This window comes from Fructilactobacillus sp. X1R3C1 (assembly GCF_059901545.1).
Map to the genome: position 1 here is coordinate 390,743 of NZ_JBWXUT010000001.1, position 16,423 is coordinate 407,165.

Genomic DNA, 16,423 nt, shown 5'->3' on the forward strand with positions numbered 1-16,423 from the left:
AGAAATAATGCGAGCAATACTTTCTAACGTTATACCAAAACAAACAAAGTTGAAAATTGAATTTGAATTAATTAATCCTAGTTACGCTGATGAAGATGCAACTGTTACTTTGATTGAAAAAGAAAGCTTAGCTTCAATCACCGTTCCCATTCTTAAAGGGGACGTAAGTGGCAATGAAGCAGCAATTATAATTGATCCAAATAAATTTCATTTTGACTCCGTGGGACAGGATGAATTTGAATGGCAACTCTATTATTCGTGTGGTAATAGTGACCATCGAACCCTTATTCAAGTTGAAAGTGAATACGTGAGTGCCGTTCGGCGGATCGGGTTAAATGCTTATTATCAATATGAGATTGACCCGTCTGGCATGGCAGTCTTTTATGTCAGAACAAACCGATCTAAAAAGCAATTTGTGATGAACTCGGTTAATTTGCTTGGTGGCGGTAATTTACGATTAACGGGGTTTAACCACATTGACGGTAAAAAACTTGATCAGATGGCAATTGTAATTAAACAAGCAAGTGATCAAAGCAAACGACTTTATCCGATTACCGATTCACCTTTTCAAGGGATTTTTGCGATTACCATTCCGCTTAAAGAGCTAAAGGATGAAGATACATATCGTTTGTATATCAGGTATGACTATCATGGTAAGCATTTTCAGCAAAGATTGGTGATGGATGTTTCGCTTTCATCGTTTAAAACCGTTTCTCACTTAGGTGATAATCGTGAATTAGTATTAAAAGCGGGGAAGCAAGGTCAACTTCGTGTTATTAAAAGAAGACGGCCGTCTCCTACAAAAAGACTTACTAAGTTTTACGGAAAAGCTAAGCATTTGTGGAAATCGTTTAAAATCTTATTAAGTAAAGTTAATCGTTTGCGCTTACGAAAGTTGTTTAAACGGGGGCATACACCATTTGCTACTACGACGATCGTGTTTGAGAGCTTTGGTGGACGTCAAGTGAGTGATAGTCCTTATGCTATCTATCAGGTGTTTAAAAAATTACATCCTAAGATTAACTTTGTGTGGTCCATTCAAAAGTCACAAAAGCAATTTTGTAAAGACCATAACATTAACTATGTAATTAAAAATACGGGACGTTGGGTTCGTACCATGGGAAAGGCTAAGGTATGGATTAGCAATGCTAGATTTCCTGCCTGGGTCGTTAAACCAGACTATGTAACGTATGTTCAAACTTGGCATGGCACACCATTAAAGAAGTTAGGGTTAGATATTGAACGAGTTTCAATGCCTGGTACGACAACCAATAAGTACCATGATAACTTTGTTAAAGAAGCTAATCGTTGGGATGCATTGATTTCACCAAATGATTTTTCAACCAAGGTCTTTAGAAGTGCCTTCGGGTATGAAAGCAAGATTTTAAAGGTGGGATATCCAAGAAATGATGAATTGATTAACGGGAATAATCCTACTGAGATTAATAAGATTAAGGATCGATTGGGAATCCCACGGGACAAGAAAGTTGTCCTATATGCTCCTACTTACCGAGATAATCAGTTTGAGAGTAAGGGGAAATATACCTTTAAGCTACCGTTTAGTTTGGAAGAGTTCAAACAACACTTTGGAAGTGATACTGTCCTAATTCTACGGATGCACTACTTGATTTCGAATGCATTAGACGTCTCTGATTACAAAGGGTTCGTCTATGACCTATCGAACTATTCCAACATTTCTGATTTATATTTAATTTCAGATTTGCTGGTAACCGACTATTCCTCAGTCTTTTTTGACTACGCCTACCTTAAACGGCCAATTTTGTTCTATCCTTATGACTATCACGTGTATAAGGATGAGTTGCGTGGCTTTTACTTGAATTATGAACGAGATTTGCCTGGAAGGATCGTCTATGATTCTGATGAGTTAATGAAGGGAATCTCAACTGATTTAAAAGACGAAAACGTTGAAAACGATCCTAAATTTATGCAATTTTACAATCGCTTCTGTCGGATTAACGATGGACTTAGTTCGATTAAGACGATTGATTATGTGATGCAACAAATTCGTTAAAAATAATCCGGAGTTTTCCGGATTTTTTGTTTGTTTGATGGTATACAATTAATCTATAACAGAAAGGAAGTAAAGATGAAAAAATCAGACCTAGAAAAAGAAGTCGATAAACGAAGAACGTTTGCCATTATTTCCCATCCTGATGCTGGGAAAACCACTATCACCGAACAGCTACTCCTCTTTGGTGGGATTGTTCGGGAAGCTGGAACCGTTAAGGCTAAAAAAAGTGGAAATTTTGCTAAGTCAGATTGGATGGAAATTGAACAGAAGCGTGGAATTTCAGTTACTAGTTCGGTTATGCAGTTCGATTATCAGGGAAAAAAGATTAACATTCTTGATACACCGGGACATGAAGATTTTTCAGAAGACACTTACCGGACTCTTATGGCAGTGGATTCTGCCGTGATGGTGATTGACGCCGCTAAGGGAATTGAACCGCAAACTAAAAAGTTATTTAAAATTTGTAAAATGCGTGGAATTCCAATTTTTACTTTCATGAATAAGCTTGATCGTGATAGCAAGGATCCCATGGAATTAATCGATCAATTGGAAGATGTACTGGGAATTGAGGCTTATCCGATGAACTGGCCCATTGGCTCTGGTCGAATTTTAAAGGGGCTGTACGACCGTTATGATCATCGAGTTGAACTTTATAAACCAGAAGCGGATGGTCAGAACTTTATTAAACTAGATGATGATGGCAATCTTATTGGAGATAACTCACTAGCAGACGATAGCATTTATCAAGATGCTAGAAGTGAAATGGATTTAATCTCTGAAGCTGGGAATCAATTTAGCAGAGAAAAAATTGCCAAGGGTGATCAAACACCAGTCTTCTTTGGCTCAGCGTTGGTTAACTTTGGGGTTAAAACTTTTTTAGACGCTTATTTGAAGCTCTCACCAGCTCCAGGTCCTCACAAAACTCTTCAAGGAAATGAAATTGAACCAACGGCACCAGAATTTTCTGGATTCGTGTTTAAGATTCAGGCTAATATGAATCCACGTCATCGTGATCGAATTGCCTTTGTACGAATTTGCTCTGGTGAATTTCAAAAGGGCATGGATGTTACCCTTGATCGTACCCAGAAGCCGATCCGTTTATCAAACGTTACTGAATTTATGGCTAATACGCGTGAAAACGTTCAAACAGCGGTTGCTGGAGATATTATTGGTCTTTATGATACTGGTAATTTTCAGATTGGCGACACCATTTATACTGGCAAAAAACCGATTGCGTTTGAAAAGCTGCCACAGTTCACTCCAGAACTATTTATGAGAGTTTCAGCCAAAAACGTTATGAAGCAGAAGTCGTTTCATAAGGGCATTCAACAATTAGTACAAGAGGGAGCCATTCAGCTCTACACTAATTACAGCACGGGACAGTATATCTTGGGAGCAGTTGGTCAGCTTCAGTTTGAAGTATTTCAGTTTCGAATGAAAAATGAATATAACTCAGATGTTGTGATGGAACCAATGGGGCATAAAATTGCCCGGTGGATTGACCCTGACCAGCTGGACGAAAAGATGTCTTCGTCTAGAAATATTTTAGTACGGGATCAAAAGGGGGATCCGTTATTCCTTTTTGAAAATGAGTTTGCAGAACGCTGGTTTAAAGATAAATATCCTGATGTCAAGTTAACTGCCAAGCTTTAGGATTGAATTGACGTAATATTCGATATAAACTAGTTTTTGTGAAAGGTGGATATGAATTATGAAAAAGTTAAGTGCTTGTACCAGTGTGATGGTTGGTAAAGACGCTAGTGTTGATGGGTCAACGATGATTTCTAGAAATGATGATACCTTTTTACCATTAACTCCTCAACGTTTTTATGTTCAACCTGCATATCATAACGAGGACAAAGTTTGGAAATCCAACCAAAACGGCTTTACTGCTCCAATGCCAAAGTCGGGTTACCGAATTTTGATGACACCGAACGCTGACGTTAAAAAAGAAGGCGTTTATGCTGAAAGTGGATTTAATGAAAAGAATGTTGCAATGAGTGCCACTGAAAGTGTTTATGGAAACGAGCATGCTTTAGCTCATGATCCGCTTGTTCAGCATGGATTAGCTGAAGATTCTTTACAATCAATGGTTCTCCCTTACATTAATTCCGCGAGGGATGGAGTTGCTTATCTGGGAAATTTAATCAAAAAGTCTGGTTCACCAGAGGGAAATGGGGTCCTTTTTAGTGACAAGAACGAAGTCTGGTACATGGAGATCGTTACTGGTCACCACTGGGTTGCACAGCGAATTCCTGACGATTGTTATGCGGTCGTAGCAAATGAGGTTGCGATTCAACAGGTTGATTTTGATGATCCAGAGAACTTTATGTATTCCGATGGGTTACAAGAGTTTGTTGAAAAGTACCAGTTAAATCCTGATAAAGAGGGATTTAACTTTCGACATATCTTTGGAACTCATAATGAATTTGATCACCATTACAACACACCTCGAGTTTGGTATGGTCAAAGGATGCTGAATCCCGAGATTGAGCAGGAGCCAACCTCAAATGATCTCCCGTTTATTAGAAAAGCAAGCCGTAAAATTGAAGTTAGTGACGTTCAGTTTATTTTGAGTTCTCATTATAACGAGACCAAATATGATCCATTGGCTAAAGATCCAAAAGAATCGAATACTCAGTTTAGACCAATTTCAATGAATCGAACCCAAAATTCACATGTTCTGCAAATTAGAAATGATGTAAGTGATAAATGTTCGGCAATTATGTGGCTAAATTTTGGAATTCCCGCCTTTAGTCCATATGTTCCTTTTTTTGCTAACGTTGACGAGACTGATCCAAGTTATGAGGTTACCCCTCTAACGATGGATGATAAGAGCGCATACTGGATGTATCGTAAACTATCGATGATCGTTGAATCTCATTACAGTAATTTTATTCAACAGGATCGTGATTTTAAGAAACATGCTAACGAGTTATTTTTAGGGCATATATCAGATACGATGGGTCAAGCTGCTAATATGAATGATCAGGACGCATCTGAATTTTTGAAAGATCAGAATCAGCAATTGGTCAAAGAAATGAGGAGTCGAACCTATCAATTTATGCATGAATTGATGGAAAAGGGTCTTACACTCTCTAAATTGACGTATAACATGGATAAAAATTTGTAAAAAATCCCACTCTTATTGAGTGGGATTTTTTTAGGTTAGACGTTTGTCATTGTTATGGGTACGAATCGTGGATCGCTTTTTGATCCATTGTGATCCGCCGAGATTTAACCAATCATCTTGATTAGTTCGAATTTCTGTAAAGACACGCCAAGTTGATCCAGCTGGCAAAATTTGATCGTATTTTTGCTTTCGCACCGGTGAATCATAAACGGAAGTGGGGATTTTCATTTTGACTAAATAATTGACTGACTGAACCACTTTCCAGTTAGAACGTCGGTAATATAAGATGATATTTTTGGTTTTATTTGTGAATTGACCGGTTAAGTCACCAACCGATAGGTGAAGCTGGTAGTTAGGAATCACAGGAGCCTTTAGTGTAAACTGCTGGTTTAATGGACCATTCACGATTTTGGGAGGGAGAAGCAAGCGAAATGAATCAAAATCAAAGCAGTAAACGCTAACTGGTTGGCCTAACTTAGGGATGTAATGAAACTTGATTAGTTGCTTTTTTGCTTGCATTTTTTTAGTCATTCCATCAACACTAACTAATATGTAGTTTTTTATTTTGGGAACGATGAAATTAATTGGATCGCCAACTGAACCACTAATGATTTCAGTTGATTTTAATTGATTCCCGTTTTGATTGACAAATTCCATAAAAACTGTACTTGGGGTTCTGATAACCTCTTTTTTAGGAGTTGATTGATGATTTTCGGCAGGTAATGGGGTGGTGGTATGAATTGATTTTGGTTTGTTTAAAGAAATTTCGGATGGATCTATGGAGGTTGTCGTCTTTTTAACGTTGTTTTGTCTGATTGGTCTTTTCATCCGATGTTTTGAATGCTTGTAGTTATGATTATTTTTTGAAAAGATTTTTTTCATCCAATTAAACATAATTTTCCTCCAAAGATGGTTTATATTGATTTTACCATTTCTGGAAATAAAAAAAGACCTAGATTAGAATTCTAATCTAAGTCTCTTTCACTACTTAGTACTAATAACGATATTGTTGTTCTTGTCTGTATCAGCAACAAGATTGTTAGTTTCTGGATGATTCAAGAAGTAGTCGGCCGTTTGGTCTTCTAACTGTTCTTGAATTACTCGTCGAAGCGGACGGGCACCCATTGACGGATTGTAACCGAGTTCGACAATTTTTGCTTTGGCCGATTTGGAAACATCAATGTGAACGTTTCTTGACGCTAACATGTTATTCATATCTTTAATCATCAGATCGACAATTTGATTTAAGTTATCCTTAGAAAGCTGGTTGAATTCAACGATGTCATCAAAACGATTGAGAAATTCAGGTTTGAAATAAAGTCCTAATTTATCCATCACAGAATGAGTTTTACCAGTTGCTTCTGGTGTAAACCCAACGCTTGCTTCGGCATCGCTTCCGGCGTTACTAGTCATAATGATGACAGTGTCCTTAAAGGAAACCGTTCGACCTTGTGAGTCAGTCAAACGACCGTCATCTAAGATTTGTAAGAATGTGTGAAGAACGTCTGGATGAGCTTTTTCAACTTCATCTAACAGAATCAAGCTGTAAGGATTACGACGGACTTTTTCGGTTAATTGGCCAGCTTCATCGTATCCAACGTAGCCAGGCGGTGAACCAATCAATTTAGCAACTGATTGTGGTTCACGATACTCTGACATGTCAAATCGAATCATTGAATCTTCGGATCCAAATAATTCTTTGGCAAGTTGTTTAGCCATCTCAGTCTTACCAATCCCAGTGGATCCAACGAATAGGAATGAACCAATCGGACGACCGCTACCATTAAAACCAATTCGATTTCGTTTAATGGCTTTAGCAACAGAATCAACAGCCTTGTCCTGTCCGATCACATGTTGCTTTAAATTTGGAGCTAAGTCCTTTAATTGTTGTTGTTCTTTGGTTTGTAGTTCTCCAACTGGGATATTGGTCATTTCTTCAACAACTTGTTGCATATCCTTTTCGGTAACGGTGTTGTGTTTCTCACTTGTAGCACCCTTATCCTTATTTTGATGAAGTCGTTTGATCTTATCACGGTAGTAAGCGGCTTGTTCATAGTCTTCTTTATCTAAAGCCGTCTTCTTTTCGTTTTCAGCACTGTCAATCTCTTTGTCAATTGTTTTTGGATCAACAATGTTTAAAGTTAAATTCTTTCTGGAACCAGTTTCATCAAGTAAATCAATTGCCTTGTCCGGAAGGTAACGATCACTGATATAACGATCGGAAAGGGTAGCTGCCGCTTTCACTGCTTGATCGGTATACTTGACTAGATGATAGTTTTCATAACGATTTTGTAGACCCTTTAGAATCTTGATGGACTGATCAACCGTTGGTTCTTTGACCATGATTGGTTGAAGTCGTCTTGAAAGAGCAGAGTCTTTTTCAATGTCACGGTATTCTTTTAGAGTGGTTGCTCCAATTAATTGAAAGTCCCCACGAGCAAGAGCGGGTTTTAAGACGTTACCTGCGTCCATGCCACCTTCAGCATTACCTGCACCCATGATTTCATGAATTTCATCAATGAATAAGATGATGTTACGGTTTGACTGAACCTCTTTAATTAATTGTTGCATTCGCTTTTCAAATTGACCACGAATACCTGTGCCTTGAACCATTGAAACCATGTCTAATTGAATTACCTGTTTGTTTTGAAGTTTTTCTGGAACAGTACCATCAGCAATTTTTTGAGCGAGGCCCTCAACGATTGCTGTTTTTCCAACTCCGGCTTCACCAATCAAGACCGGGTTATTCTTGCCTCTACGATTTAAAACTTCGATTGCTCGAGCCGTTTCTTTATCACGACCGATTACTGGGTCAAGTTTTCCGGCTTTAGCTTTTTTAGTTAAATCAGTTCCGTAAGTTGAAAGAATTGATTTTGAACCATTTCGGCCGTTGCCGCGTCCACTTTGTGGTGGAACTTGATAATCATTGACTTGGCCATTTTGCATGGCACGAAGAAAGTCATCTAGACTACCAAATCCGTATGAACCTTGTCCTTCCATAGTTTAAGCCTCCTTTTGCTTAACTAAATTGTCAGACGAAAGTCTGACCTTTATTGACCATTCATGAATATTATACGCACTAATAACATTCAATCAAGTATTTTGACTGATCTAGAAATTATTTTAATGTGGTAATATTGAAACCGATTAGGAGGCAATAATTATGGATAAAAACGAAAATGATTTTACCGAACTCTTAAACCAATTAAAGGATGGAAAAATCAAAGATTTGACGGTTGAACCAAAGGATTTTCCGAAATTTCAGCAGGCTTTTATGAGCTTTCCAACACGGAAAAGAATCGTAGGGAAAGCCAGCGAAAAGGGCATTTTGACCTATCATTATTCGTCTGAAAATTAGCGTCATAACAATTATGTAAGCGATTTATGATAATTACTTGTTTTTTAGATGATAAATTGATATTCTTAAACTGTAAATAGAGTTAAATAAACGATTAAAGGAGTGCGTTCATTATGGAGAAACGTCAATTCAAAATCACGGCAGAAACTGGCATTCATGCTCGTCCAGCAACTTTGTTAGTTCAGACCGCTAGCAAATTTGATTCAAATATTAGTCTTGAATATGGTGATAAATCTGTAAACTTAAAATCAATCATGGGTGTTATGTCATTAGGAGTTGGTCAAGGTGCTGATATTACTATTTCAGCCGATGGTGACGATGCTAAAGAAGCCCTTGATGCAATTGCTAAAACCATGAAAGATGAAGGATTGATCGACTAATATGACTACCTTTAAGGGTATTGGTGTTAGTGATGGGATCGCATTTGGAAAAGCTTATTGTTTAACTAAACCAGATTTAACTTTTAATAAAGAAGCCTTTTTGGGTATAGACGAAGAAAAAGCACGCCTTAAAAAAACGTTTCAAGATACCAAAACTACTATTATAAAAATCAAACAAAGTAATAGAGTTGAAATGGCTAAAAAATATCTTGATATTTTAGATTTTTATTTAGAAGTTTTATCTGATCCAGAGTTGATTAATGAGGTTAAAAGAGTCATAACAGAAGAAAAAAAGAATGCTGCATTTGCATTGAATCGTGTATTCAATCAATATGCAGCTATTTTTTTGAATATGAATGATCCGTATTTAAGGGAACGGGTTCATGATATTGAAGATATAAGAGATCAGCTTTTGGGACGTCTACTTGGCGTCGATACTCCCGATCTATCACTTATTAACCAGCCAGTTATTATTGTTGCTAATTCCATTTCTCCAACTCAGATTGCACAAGTTCAAAAGAAAAATATTAAAGGGATTGTTACAGCTGTTGGAACCAAGAATTCTCATGCAGCCATTATATCTAGAAGTATGGACGTTCCAGCTGTACTAGGATTGCAGGACAGCCTAAATCATTTAAAAAATGATGAACAATTGATTGTTGACGGAAGTAATGGAAACGTTATTGAAAGTCCCAATTCAGATGAAATCGAGAAATTCCAGACAAAGCTTGAAAAATTTAGAAAACAAAAAAGGTCATGGGAAAAGTTCAAGGGCCAATCGACCAAGACATTAGATGAGCACCCTCTGCTATTGGGGGCTAATGTTAGTAACGAAAATGAAGTTGATAATGCTTTAGAAGTTGGGGCGGATTCAATTGGATTATTTCGTACCGAATACATTTACATGGATTCTGACCATCTCCCGAGCGAAGACGAACAATTTTTGATGTACAAAAACATTGTTTCAAAAGTAAAAGGAAAGCAGTTAACTTTTAGGACAATGGATGTTGGTGGAGATAAACTGGTTAATTATTTGCCTAATATTTCCCATAATGAGACGAATCCCTTTCTTGGCTATCGTGCCATTCGTTATAGTTTAGGTGAAAGCAAGGTTTTTCGCACTCAAATCAGGGCACTCCTTAGATCTTCAGCTTATGGACCAATTCGGATCATGTTTCCTATGATATCAACGGTCTCAGAGCTGGATCAGGTTCTTTCGATTTACACTGAAGAACGCCAGAATTTGATTGATAGAGGAGTTAAACTTGGAGATGTTCAATTAGGAACGATGATTGAAGTTCCGGCGGCAGCAATTATGATTGATAAGATCATTTCAAGAGTAGATTTTGTAAGTATTGGCACTAATGATCTAGTTCAGTACACGGTTGCCGTTGATCGTTTAAATGAGCGTGTCTCCTATTTGTACCAAACTTGTGATCCAGCCGTGCTTCGTTTAATTGAAAGGGTCGTTAGGATCGTTCATAGCGCTTCTAAGACCGTGGGTGTTTGTGGTGAGGTTGCGTGTGATCCACAGGTGATTCCTTTTTTGATTGGGTTAGGAGTGGATGAATTATCAGCCACTCCAACTCAAATTTTAAAAACTAAAGCATACATTAGTAAAATTAATTCGAAATCAGCAAGTAAGTTAGCTGATAGTGTTGTTAAAAATGCAGATGCCACTAGTGACGTTAATAAGATGATTGATGACTTTATCTCTAAGATGCCAGAGTAGATGGTTTACTTAGGTTTGAGTAGTTAGGCACAAAGTTGCAAACCATGCGGGAAACCCATATAATTACATTTGTTTAACGTTAAAGAGAAAGGGGAAAACAACGTGAATATTGGTTTGTTTACAGATACTTATTTTCCACAAGTTAGCGGAGTTGCTACGTCAATCAAAACGTTAAAAGATGAGTTAGAAAGGCGTGGAAATCATGTCTATATTTTTACTACAACTGATCCTAACGTTGAAAAAAATGATGACGATGAAAAAGACATTTACCGTTTTTCAAGTGTTCCCTTTATTTCTTTTACCGAAAGAAGAATCGCCGTCAGAGGAATATTTCAGGCTTATCAAATTGCTAAGCAATTAAAATTAGATATCGTTCATACCCAAACTGAATTTTCACTTGGAATTATCGGAAAGTTCGTTGCTAAAAATTTGAATATTCCTTGTATTCACACTTATCACACGATGTATGAAGATTATTTGCACTATGTTGCCAACGGCAAATTATTAAAACCAGTACACGTAAAAGAAATGATGTTAGCGTTTTGCCATCACATGGACGGTGTGGTGGCACCAAGTAAGCGTGTCTTGGACAAGCTTACTGATTATGGGGTTAAGAGTCCCATTCGAATTATTCCAACTGGGATTGACGTTAAGCATTATGAAGAAAATGACCATGTTGATATTAGAAAAAAATTAGGCATTAGTGATGAGACCCCATTGATGGTTTCCGTTAGTCGAGTTGCGTATGAAAAAAACATCTCCGAAATGATCGATGCACTACCTAAAATTTTGGATCAAGTTCCAAATGCTATGCTTGTAATTGTGGGTGAAGGACCTGCCGAAGATGATTTAATGAAGCAAGTGTCTGACATGAAACTTAACGACCATGTTATTTTCACCGGAGAAATTAATAATAATCATGTCAATGATTATTATCGAATGGCAGATGTTTTTGTTTCTACGTCTAATTCTGAGTCTCAGGGGTTAACGTACATTGAAGCAGTTGCTGCTGGCACCAAAGTTGTCGTTGCAAGAAGTCCGTACACCGATGACTTAATTGATGATAAATCAATTGGAATGACGTTTGAGTCAGAAGAAAGGTTTGTTTCTGAAACGGTGGATTATTTGCAACACCGAGGTGAATACCCCGATTCCGAAAATGTCCGTGAAGAGAAATTACACGAAATTTCAGCTGAGTATTTTGTGGATCAGATGTTGAGCTTTTATGATGATACAATCAAAGAGTTTGATCGAACTAAAGCTAAGCAAACTAACACATCTGACTGAGGAGTTTTGTTGATGTTAAAGATCGATATGTTTTCAACTGCTGACAAAGTAAAAGGTCAAGGAGTTGGTAGTGCATACATTGAGTTAATTAAGATGTTAAAGAAACATTTTCCAAACGAGTTTGACATTGAGATTAATAAATTTAATCAAGCGAACATTAGTCATTATCACACCATTAATCCAACGTTTTATTTGTCTACATTTTCAAAAAAAATGGGACGAAAGATTGGATACGTTCATTTTTTGCCGGAAACGCTTGAGGGGAGTTTAAAAATTCCTACTCCATTTCGACAAATTTTTTATAAGTATGTAATTGCCTTTTATAAACGGATGGATCATATTGTCGTTGTAAATCCAACTTTTATACCTAAACTTGAAAAATATGGGATTGATAAAAAGAAAATTACATATATTCCAAATTTTGTAAGTAAAAAAGAATTTTATCCGGTTTCAAAGAGCCAGAAAGAAGCTCTTAGAAGTAGTTATGGTTATCAAACAAAACGGTTTACGGTGCTCGGAACCGGTCAAGTTCAGACCAGAAAGGGCGTTCTTGATTTTGGTAAATTAGCAATGCAAAATCCAAACGTTCAATTTGTTTGGGCAGGAGGATTTTCATTTGGAAAAATGACAGCTGGATATTCTGAGTTGAAAGAATTGGTTGATAATCCACCTCAAAACCTGAGTTTTCCCGGAATCGTTGATCGTAAAGAATTAGTAAATTATTATAATATGGCTGATTTATTTCTTTTACCGTCGTATAATGAGTTATTCCCGATGTCTGTTTTAGAGGCATTCTCGTGTGGAATTCCTGTTATGTTGCGGGATTTATCCCTTTATAAAAAAATTATTGACGGGTATTACATTTCAGCAAATAATGAGGCTGAAATGGATAAAAAACTTAAGATGTTGTTAAATGATCCTAAGCTTCTGAAAGCATATGCTGAAAAATCACTTAAAGCATCTGATTATTATTCCGAGGATCATCTAGCCAAGATTTGGCATGATTTTTATTTTGACCAGGCGAAAAAGGGGTAATTGAATGTCCAGGAGAAATAAAGTCTCACTACTTATCATGATTGCCCTTGGATTACTTATTTCATGGTATGCAGCTAGAGACATTAAGTTTAGCGTTCTTATAAGAGATATTGTTGAGATTAATCCATGGTGGTTATTAGTTGCTTTAGGGTGCATTTTGCTTTATTTTGCTCTTGAATCCGTGATTACTTACATGTTAGTTCGAAATAGTGATCCTAATTTTACTTTTCGGGATGCAATCCGGGTACCCTTAGTGGAACAACTTTTTAATGGGATCACTCCGTTTTCATCTGGTGGTCAGCCGGCTCAACTATTTGTTTTAATTCAATCAGGAGTTGATGGTGGTCGGGCTAGTTCTGCACTACTTATGAAGTTTGTTGTTTACCAGGCCATGATAGTAATTAATTTTTTTATTGCGTTAATAATCGGTTTTAACTACGTTATTGATAAAATGCACGCTCTGGCATGGTTTGTTGTGTTCGGATTTGGAATTCACATGTTTGTGATCGTCTCACTACTTATGATCATGTATTGGCATTCATTTACTAAAAAATTTGTTAATATTTGTATCAAACCAGTGAAATGGTTTGTAAAAGATGCTACATTTTATAAGTTAGTAAATACATTAAATAAGAAGATTGATAACTTTTATAAAGAGAGTGTGAGAATTGGTCACCAAGGGAAGTTGATGGCTAAAATATTCATAATCACTTTTTTTCAGTTGCTTTTTTATTACTTAATTCCCTACTTTATTATGCTTTCGTTAGGTTATACCAATGCTAATGTGGTAATGGTAACCAGTCTCCACATTTTGATTGTGATGATTATCTCGATTTTTCCCATTCCTGGAGGAGCAGGTGGAGCTGAGTATAGCTTTGAGATGATTTTTAGAAGTTATATTACTAATGGAAGTAAGCTAGTACTTGCGATGATCCTGTGGCGGATTCTTACGTATTACTTAGGTTTGATTTTGGGAGCCTTTGCCCTCGTGATGAAGCCAAGTAAAAAGGCACAAAAGAACAGGAAAATACTAAAAAGCGAAAGTCATAAGAGTTTTGGAGGAAACTAGAATGTCTCGAATATTAAAAAGCATTCGTAATTTTTTTAATACTACTATCGGTTTCTTCGTGCTGGTAGTCGTTTTATATTGGATAACTACTTTGGTTGTTTATAACGTCGACTTTAGTTTGGGTGTTAAGGGTGGCATGCAAACCTTTTTGATGATTGTTAATCCAATTCCATCAGGACTGCTCTTGTTTGGGATTGCTTTATACTTTCGCGGCAAGCTTTCTTATTGGCTGATGCTGATAATTGATTTTCTACAGTCGACTTGGATGTTTGCTAATGTTTTATATTATCGAGAATTCTCTGACTTCTTGTCAATTGGTATTATTAAAGGAACCGGAGACGTCCAAAATAATTTGGGCAAGAGTATGATGGAAATTCTTCATCCAACGGATTTTTTGATTTATTTGGATGTTGTGGTTTTAATCTTACTATTAGTCTTCAGGATTATTAAAATCGATTACCGTCCCTTTAAGTATCGCTATGCCATTGGAATTACTTTACTTTCGATTTTGCTTATGGGGGGAGAATATTCTCTTGCTAATTCGGATCGGAGTGGTCTTTTAACTCGGACGTTTGATAATAATTATATCGTTAAGTATTTAGGCTTAAATGAATACGCTGCTTTTAATGCATATCAAACTCACCAAGAGAGTTCTACGCGAGCGAAGGCGAAAGCTTCAGATTTGAATAGTGTCAAGAAATTTATTAATCAACATCAGACGTATCCAAGCGTTAAATATTTTGGGAAAGAAAAGGGTAAAAACGTTTTTATTATTCATTTGGAGAGTTTTCAACAGTTCTTAATCAACTATAAAGTTGATGGACAGGAAGTTACTCCGAATATTAATAAGTTTTATAGTGATAAGCATACGATTTCGTTTGATAACTTTTACCATCAAGTTGCTCAAGGTAAGACTTCAGATGCTGAAATGATGCTTGAAAATTCATTGTATGGATTGCCCCAGGGATCTGCGATGGTTACTTATGGTTCGCAGAATACGTTCCAGGCGGCTCCAGCAATTTTAGACCAAAAGGGTTATTCGACGGCTGTCTTTCATGGAGATGTTCCGAGCTTTTGGAATAGAGATAATACTTATAAGTCTTGGGGATATCAGTACTTCTTCGATAGCAACTACTATAAGAAGAAACCTTCGTATAATGTTGGATATGGAATGAAAGATAAGATTATGTTTAAAGATTCAGTTCCTTATCTTGAAAAGCTACCACAGCCGTTTTATGCCAAAATTATCACTTTGACTAATCATTATCCTTATGAATTAGATAAACAAAATGTTTCTTTTCCTGCTCTTAAAACGGGGGATAGTACCGTTGATCCTTATGTCCAAACGGCTCATTATTTAGATCAATCTTTTGGTGAGTTTGAAGCATATCTAAAAGCAACGGGATTAATGAAGAATAGTGTCATTGTTTTATACGGTGACCATTATGGGATTTCTAATAATCATCGTCCTGCAATTGCTAAGATGTTAGGTAAAAAGTCGGTTAATAACTATGATTTGGCTAACTTTCAGAAGGTGCCATTTATGATCCATGCTGATAATTTGGATGGGCACGTTGATCATACTTATGGTGGAGAAATCGATGTCTTACCAACGCTGCTTCATTTATTAGGAATTAAGAATGATGATATGATCCAGTTTGGACATGATTTGTTGGGGAATAATCCTAATCAAATTGTTCCATTTAGGGATGGAGATTTTGTAACTCCTAAATACACTAAGGTTGGGGGAACAATCTATGATTCTAAGACTGGTCAAGTTATTAAGCCGGATAAGCAACAACAACAGGAAGTAGATGGAATTCAGAACTATGTAACTAGTGATTTGTCTCTTTCTGATAGAGTTATCTATGGTGATTTACTTCGTTTCTATCATCCTAAAGGATTTAAGCCTGTGGATCGAAAAGACTATAATTATAAGCCGAAGAATGCAATGGAACAGTTGGATAAGGCTGACAAAGAACGTAAAACTGATCTAATTGATCAGAATGGTGGCAAATCCACGGTTCCGATGTATCATACTGATGCTCCTGAACTAAAATAATTAGAAAAAGCATTTAGATAAAGATCTAAGTGCTTTTTTTGTAAAAAAGTCTTGACGTAATTTTGTTTCCTTGGTATAGTAGTTCTTGTCGTTAAGTGCGCCAAAACAATTTGGTTAAAATTAGTCAAACTTTTCTATTGACAATAAATTAACCACATGGTATATTATTATATGCGGCGTTGAGGTACAATAAGACGACGTTGCGTCAGAGTAGATCTTTGAAAACTGAACAAGATTTTGATTACAAGTGTAAGGTAATTTTAAGTTGTAGAACTTAAAATTAAACATTTGCGAAGTCAATTCGCTTTTTAATTCTTTTGAAAAAGAATAACAAC

Annotated in this window: 12 protein-coding genes; 10 read left to right on the plus strand and 2 right to left on the minus strand. The window is 36.6% G+C overall.

Translation table 11 applies throughout. From position 1 onward, the window contains the following. The first annotated feature begins 7 nt into the window (after positions 1 to 7). From AC6UD8_RS02055 to AC6UD8_RS02065, 3 genes are all read left to right on the plus strand, one after another. Positions 8 to 2,032, plus strand: coding sequence for a CDP-glycerol glycerophosphotransferase family protein (locus AC6UD8_RS02055; RefSeq protein WP_500699303.1), 2,025 nt, complete (start codon positions 8 to 10; stop codon positions 2,030 to 2,032). 75 nt (positions 2,033 to 2,107) lie between these two features. Further along, complete coding sequence (locus tag AC6UD8_RS02060; RefSeq protein WP_500699305.1) at positions 2,108 to 3,685, plus strand: peptide chain release factor 3; 1,578 nt, start codon at positions 2,108 to 2,110, stop codon at positions 3,683 to 3,685. Between the two features lie 58 nt (positions 3,686 to 3,743). Beyond that, the gene (locus AC6UD8_RS02065) at positions 3,744 to 5,165 is read left to right on the plus strand and encodes a C69 family dipeptidase (RefSeq protein WP_500699307.1); all 1,422 of its coding nucleotides are present in this window, start codon (positions 3,744 to 3,746) and stop codon (positions 5,163 to 5,165) included. 30 nt (positions 5,166 to 5,195) lie between these two features. Here AC6UD8_RS02065 and AC6UD8_RS02070 read toward each other — a convergent pair whose 3' ends face one another. Beyond that, positions 5,196 to 6,059: a MucBP domain-containing protein gene (locus AC6UD8_RS02070; protein WP_500699309.1), complete on the minus strand. Its 864-nt coding sequence runs from the start codon at positions 6,057 to 6,059 to the stop codon at positions 5,196 to 5,198. 90 nt (positions 6,060 to 6,149) lie between these two features. Continuing rightward, on the minus strand, positions 6,150 to 8,165 hold the full coding sequence (locus tag AC6UD8_RS02075) for an ATP-dependent Clp protease ATP-binding subunit (RefSeq protein WP_500699311.1): 2,016 nt from the start codon (positions 8,163 to 8,165) through the stop codon (positions 6,150 to 6,152). Positions 8,166 to 8,328: 163 nt separating this feature from the next. Between AC6UD8_RS02075 and ykzS the strand changes: the two genes are divergently transcribed. The 7 genes from ykzS to AC6UD8_RS02110 all read left to right on the plus strand — a co-directional run bounded on the left by ykzS (position 8,329) and on the right by AC6UD8_RS02110 (position 16,088). Beyond that, positions 8,329 to 8,523, plus strand: coding sequence for a protein YkzS (gene ykzS / locus AC6UD8_RS02080; protein ID WP_500699312.1), 195 nt, complete (start codon positions 8,329 to 8,331; stop codon positions 8,521 to 8,523). A 113-nt stretch (positions 8,524 to 8,636) separates the two neighbouring features. Next, positions 8,637 to 8,903 carry a phosphocarrier protein HPr gene (locus AC6UD8_RS02085; RefSeq protein WP_500693598.1) on the plus strand — a complete coding sequence of 89 codons (267 nt, stop codon included), beginning with the start codon at positions 8,637 to 8,639 and terminating at the stop codon, positions 8,901 to 8,903. A gap of 1 nt (position 8,904) precedes the next feature. Beyond that, positions 8,905 to 10,635, plus strand: a complete 1,731-nt coding sequence (gene ptsP, locus AC6UD8_RS02090; protein WP_500699314.1) for a phosphoenolpyruvate--protein phosphotransferase — start codon at positions 8,905 to 8,907, stop codon at positions 10,633 to 10,635. 102 nt (positions 10,636 to 10,737) lie between these two features. After that, positions 10,738 to 11,922, plus strand: a complete 1,185-nt coding sequence (locus tag AC6UD8_RS02095) for a glycosyltransferase family 4 protein (RefSeq protein ID WP_500693600.1) — start codon at positions 10,738 to 10,740, stop codon at positions 11,920 to 11,922. Between the two features lie 12 nt (positions 11,923 to 11,934). Next, positions 11,935 to 12,957 carry a glycosyltransferase family 4 protein gene (locus AC6UD8_RS02100; RefSeq protein WP_500693601.1) on the plus strand — a complete coding sequence of 341 codons (1,023 nt, stop codon included), beginning with the start codon at positions 11,935 to 11,937 and terminating at the stop codon, positions 12,955 to 12,957. Between the two features lie 4 nt (positions 12,958 to 12,961). Beyond that, complete coding sequence (locus AC6UD8_RS02105; RefSeq protein WP_500693602.1) at positions 12,962 to 14,026, plus strand: lysylphosphatidylglycerol synthase transmembrane domain-containing protein; 1,065 nt, start codon at positions 12,962 to 12,964, stop codon at positions 14,024 to 14,026. A gap of 1 nt (position 14,027) precedes the next feature. Next, on the plus strand, positions 14,028 to 16,088 hold the full coding sequence (locus tag AC6UD8_RS02110; protein WP_500696563.1) for an LTA synthase family protein: 2,061 nt from the start codon (positions 14,028 to 14,030) through the stop codon (positions 16,086 to 16,088). Positions 16,089 to 16,423 lie beyond the last annotated feature (335 nt).

What these genes read in the sequence shown, in the direction of transcription:
- AC6UD8_RS02110 (WP_500696563.1), top strand. Translation starts at nt 14,028, where the DNA reads ATGTCTCGAATATTAAAAAGCATTCGTAATTTTTTTAATACTACTATC.
- AC6UD8_RS02085 (WP_500693598.1), top strand. Translation starts at nt 8,637, where the DNA reads ATGGAGAAACGTCAATTCAAAATCACGGCAGAAACTGGCATTCATGCT.
- AC6UD8_RS02055 (WP_500699303.1), top strand. Translation starts at nt 8, where the DNA reads ATGCGAGCAATACTTTCTAACGTTATACCAAAACAAACAAAGTTGAAA.
- AC6UD8_RS02065 (WP_500699307.1), top strand. Translation starts at nt 3,744, where the DNA reads ATGAAAAAGTTAAGTGCTTGTACCAGTGTGATGGTTGGTAAAGACGCT.
- ptsP (WP_500699314.1), top strand. Translation starts at nt 8,905, where the DNA reads ATGACTACCTTTAAGGGTATTGGTGTTAGTGATGGGATCGCATTTGGA.
- AC6UD8_RS02100 (WP_500693601.1), top strand. Translation starts at nt 11,935, where the DNA reads ATGTTAAAGATCGATATGTTTTCAACTGCTGACAAAGTAAAAGGTCAA.
- ykzS (WP_500699312.1), top strand. Translation starts at nt 8,329, where the DNA reads ATGGATAAAAACGAAAATGATTTTACCGAACTCTTAAACCAATTAAAG.
- AC6UD8_RS02075 (WP_500699311.1), bottom strand. Translation starts at nt 8,165, where the DNA reads ATGGAAGGACAAGGTTCATACGGATTTGGTAGTCTAGATGACTTTCTT.
- AC6UD8_RS02070 (WP_500699309.1), bottom strand. Translation starts at nt 6,059, where the DNA reads ATGTTTAATTGGATGAAAAAAATCTTTTCAAAAAATAATCATAACTAC.
- AC6UD8_RS02060 (WP_500699305.1), top strand. Translation starts at nt 2,108, where the DNA reads ATGAAAAAATCAGACCTAGAAAAAGAAGTCGATAAACGAAGAACGTTT.
- AC6UD8_RS02105 (WP_500693602.1), top strand. Translation starts at nt 12,962, where the DNA reads ATGTCCAGGAGAAATAAAGTCTCACTACTTATCATGATTGCCCTTGGA.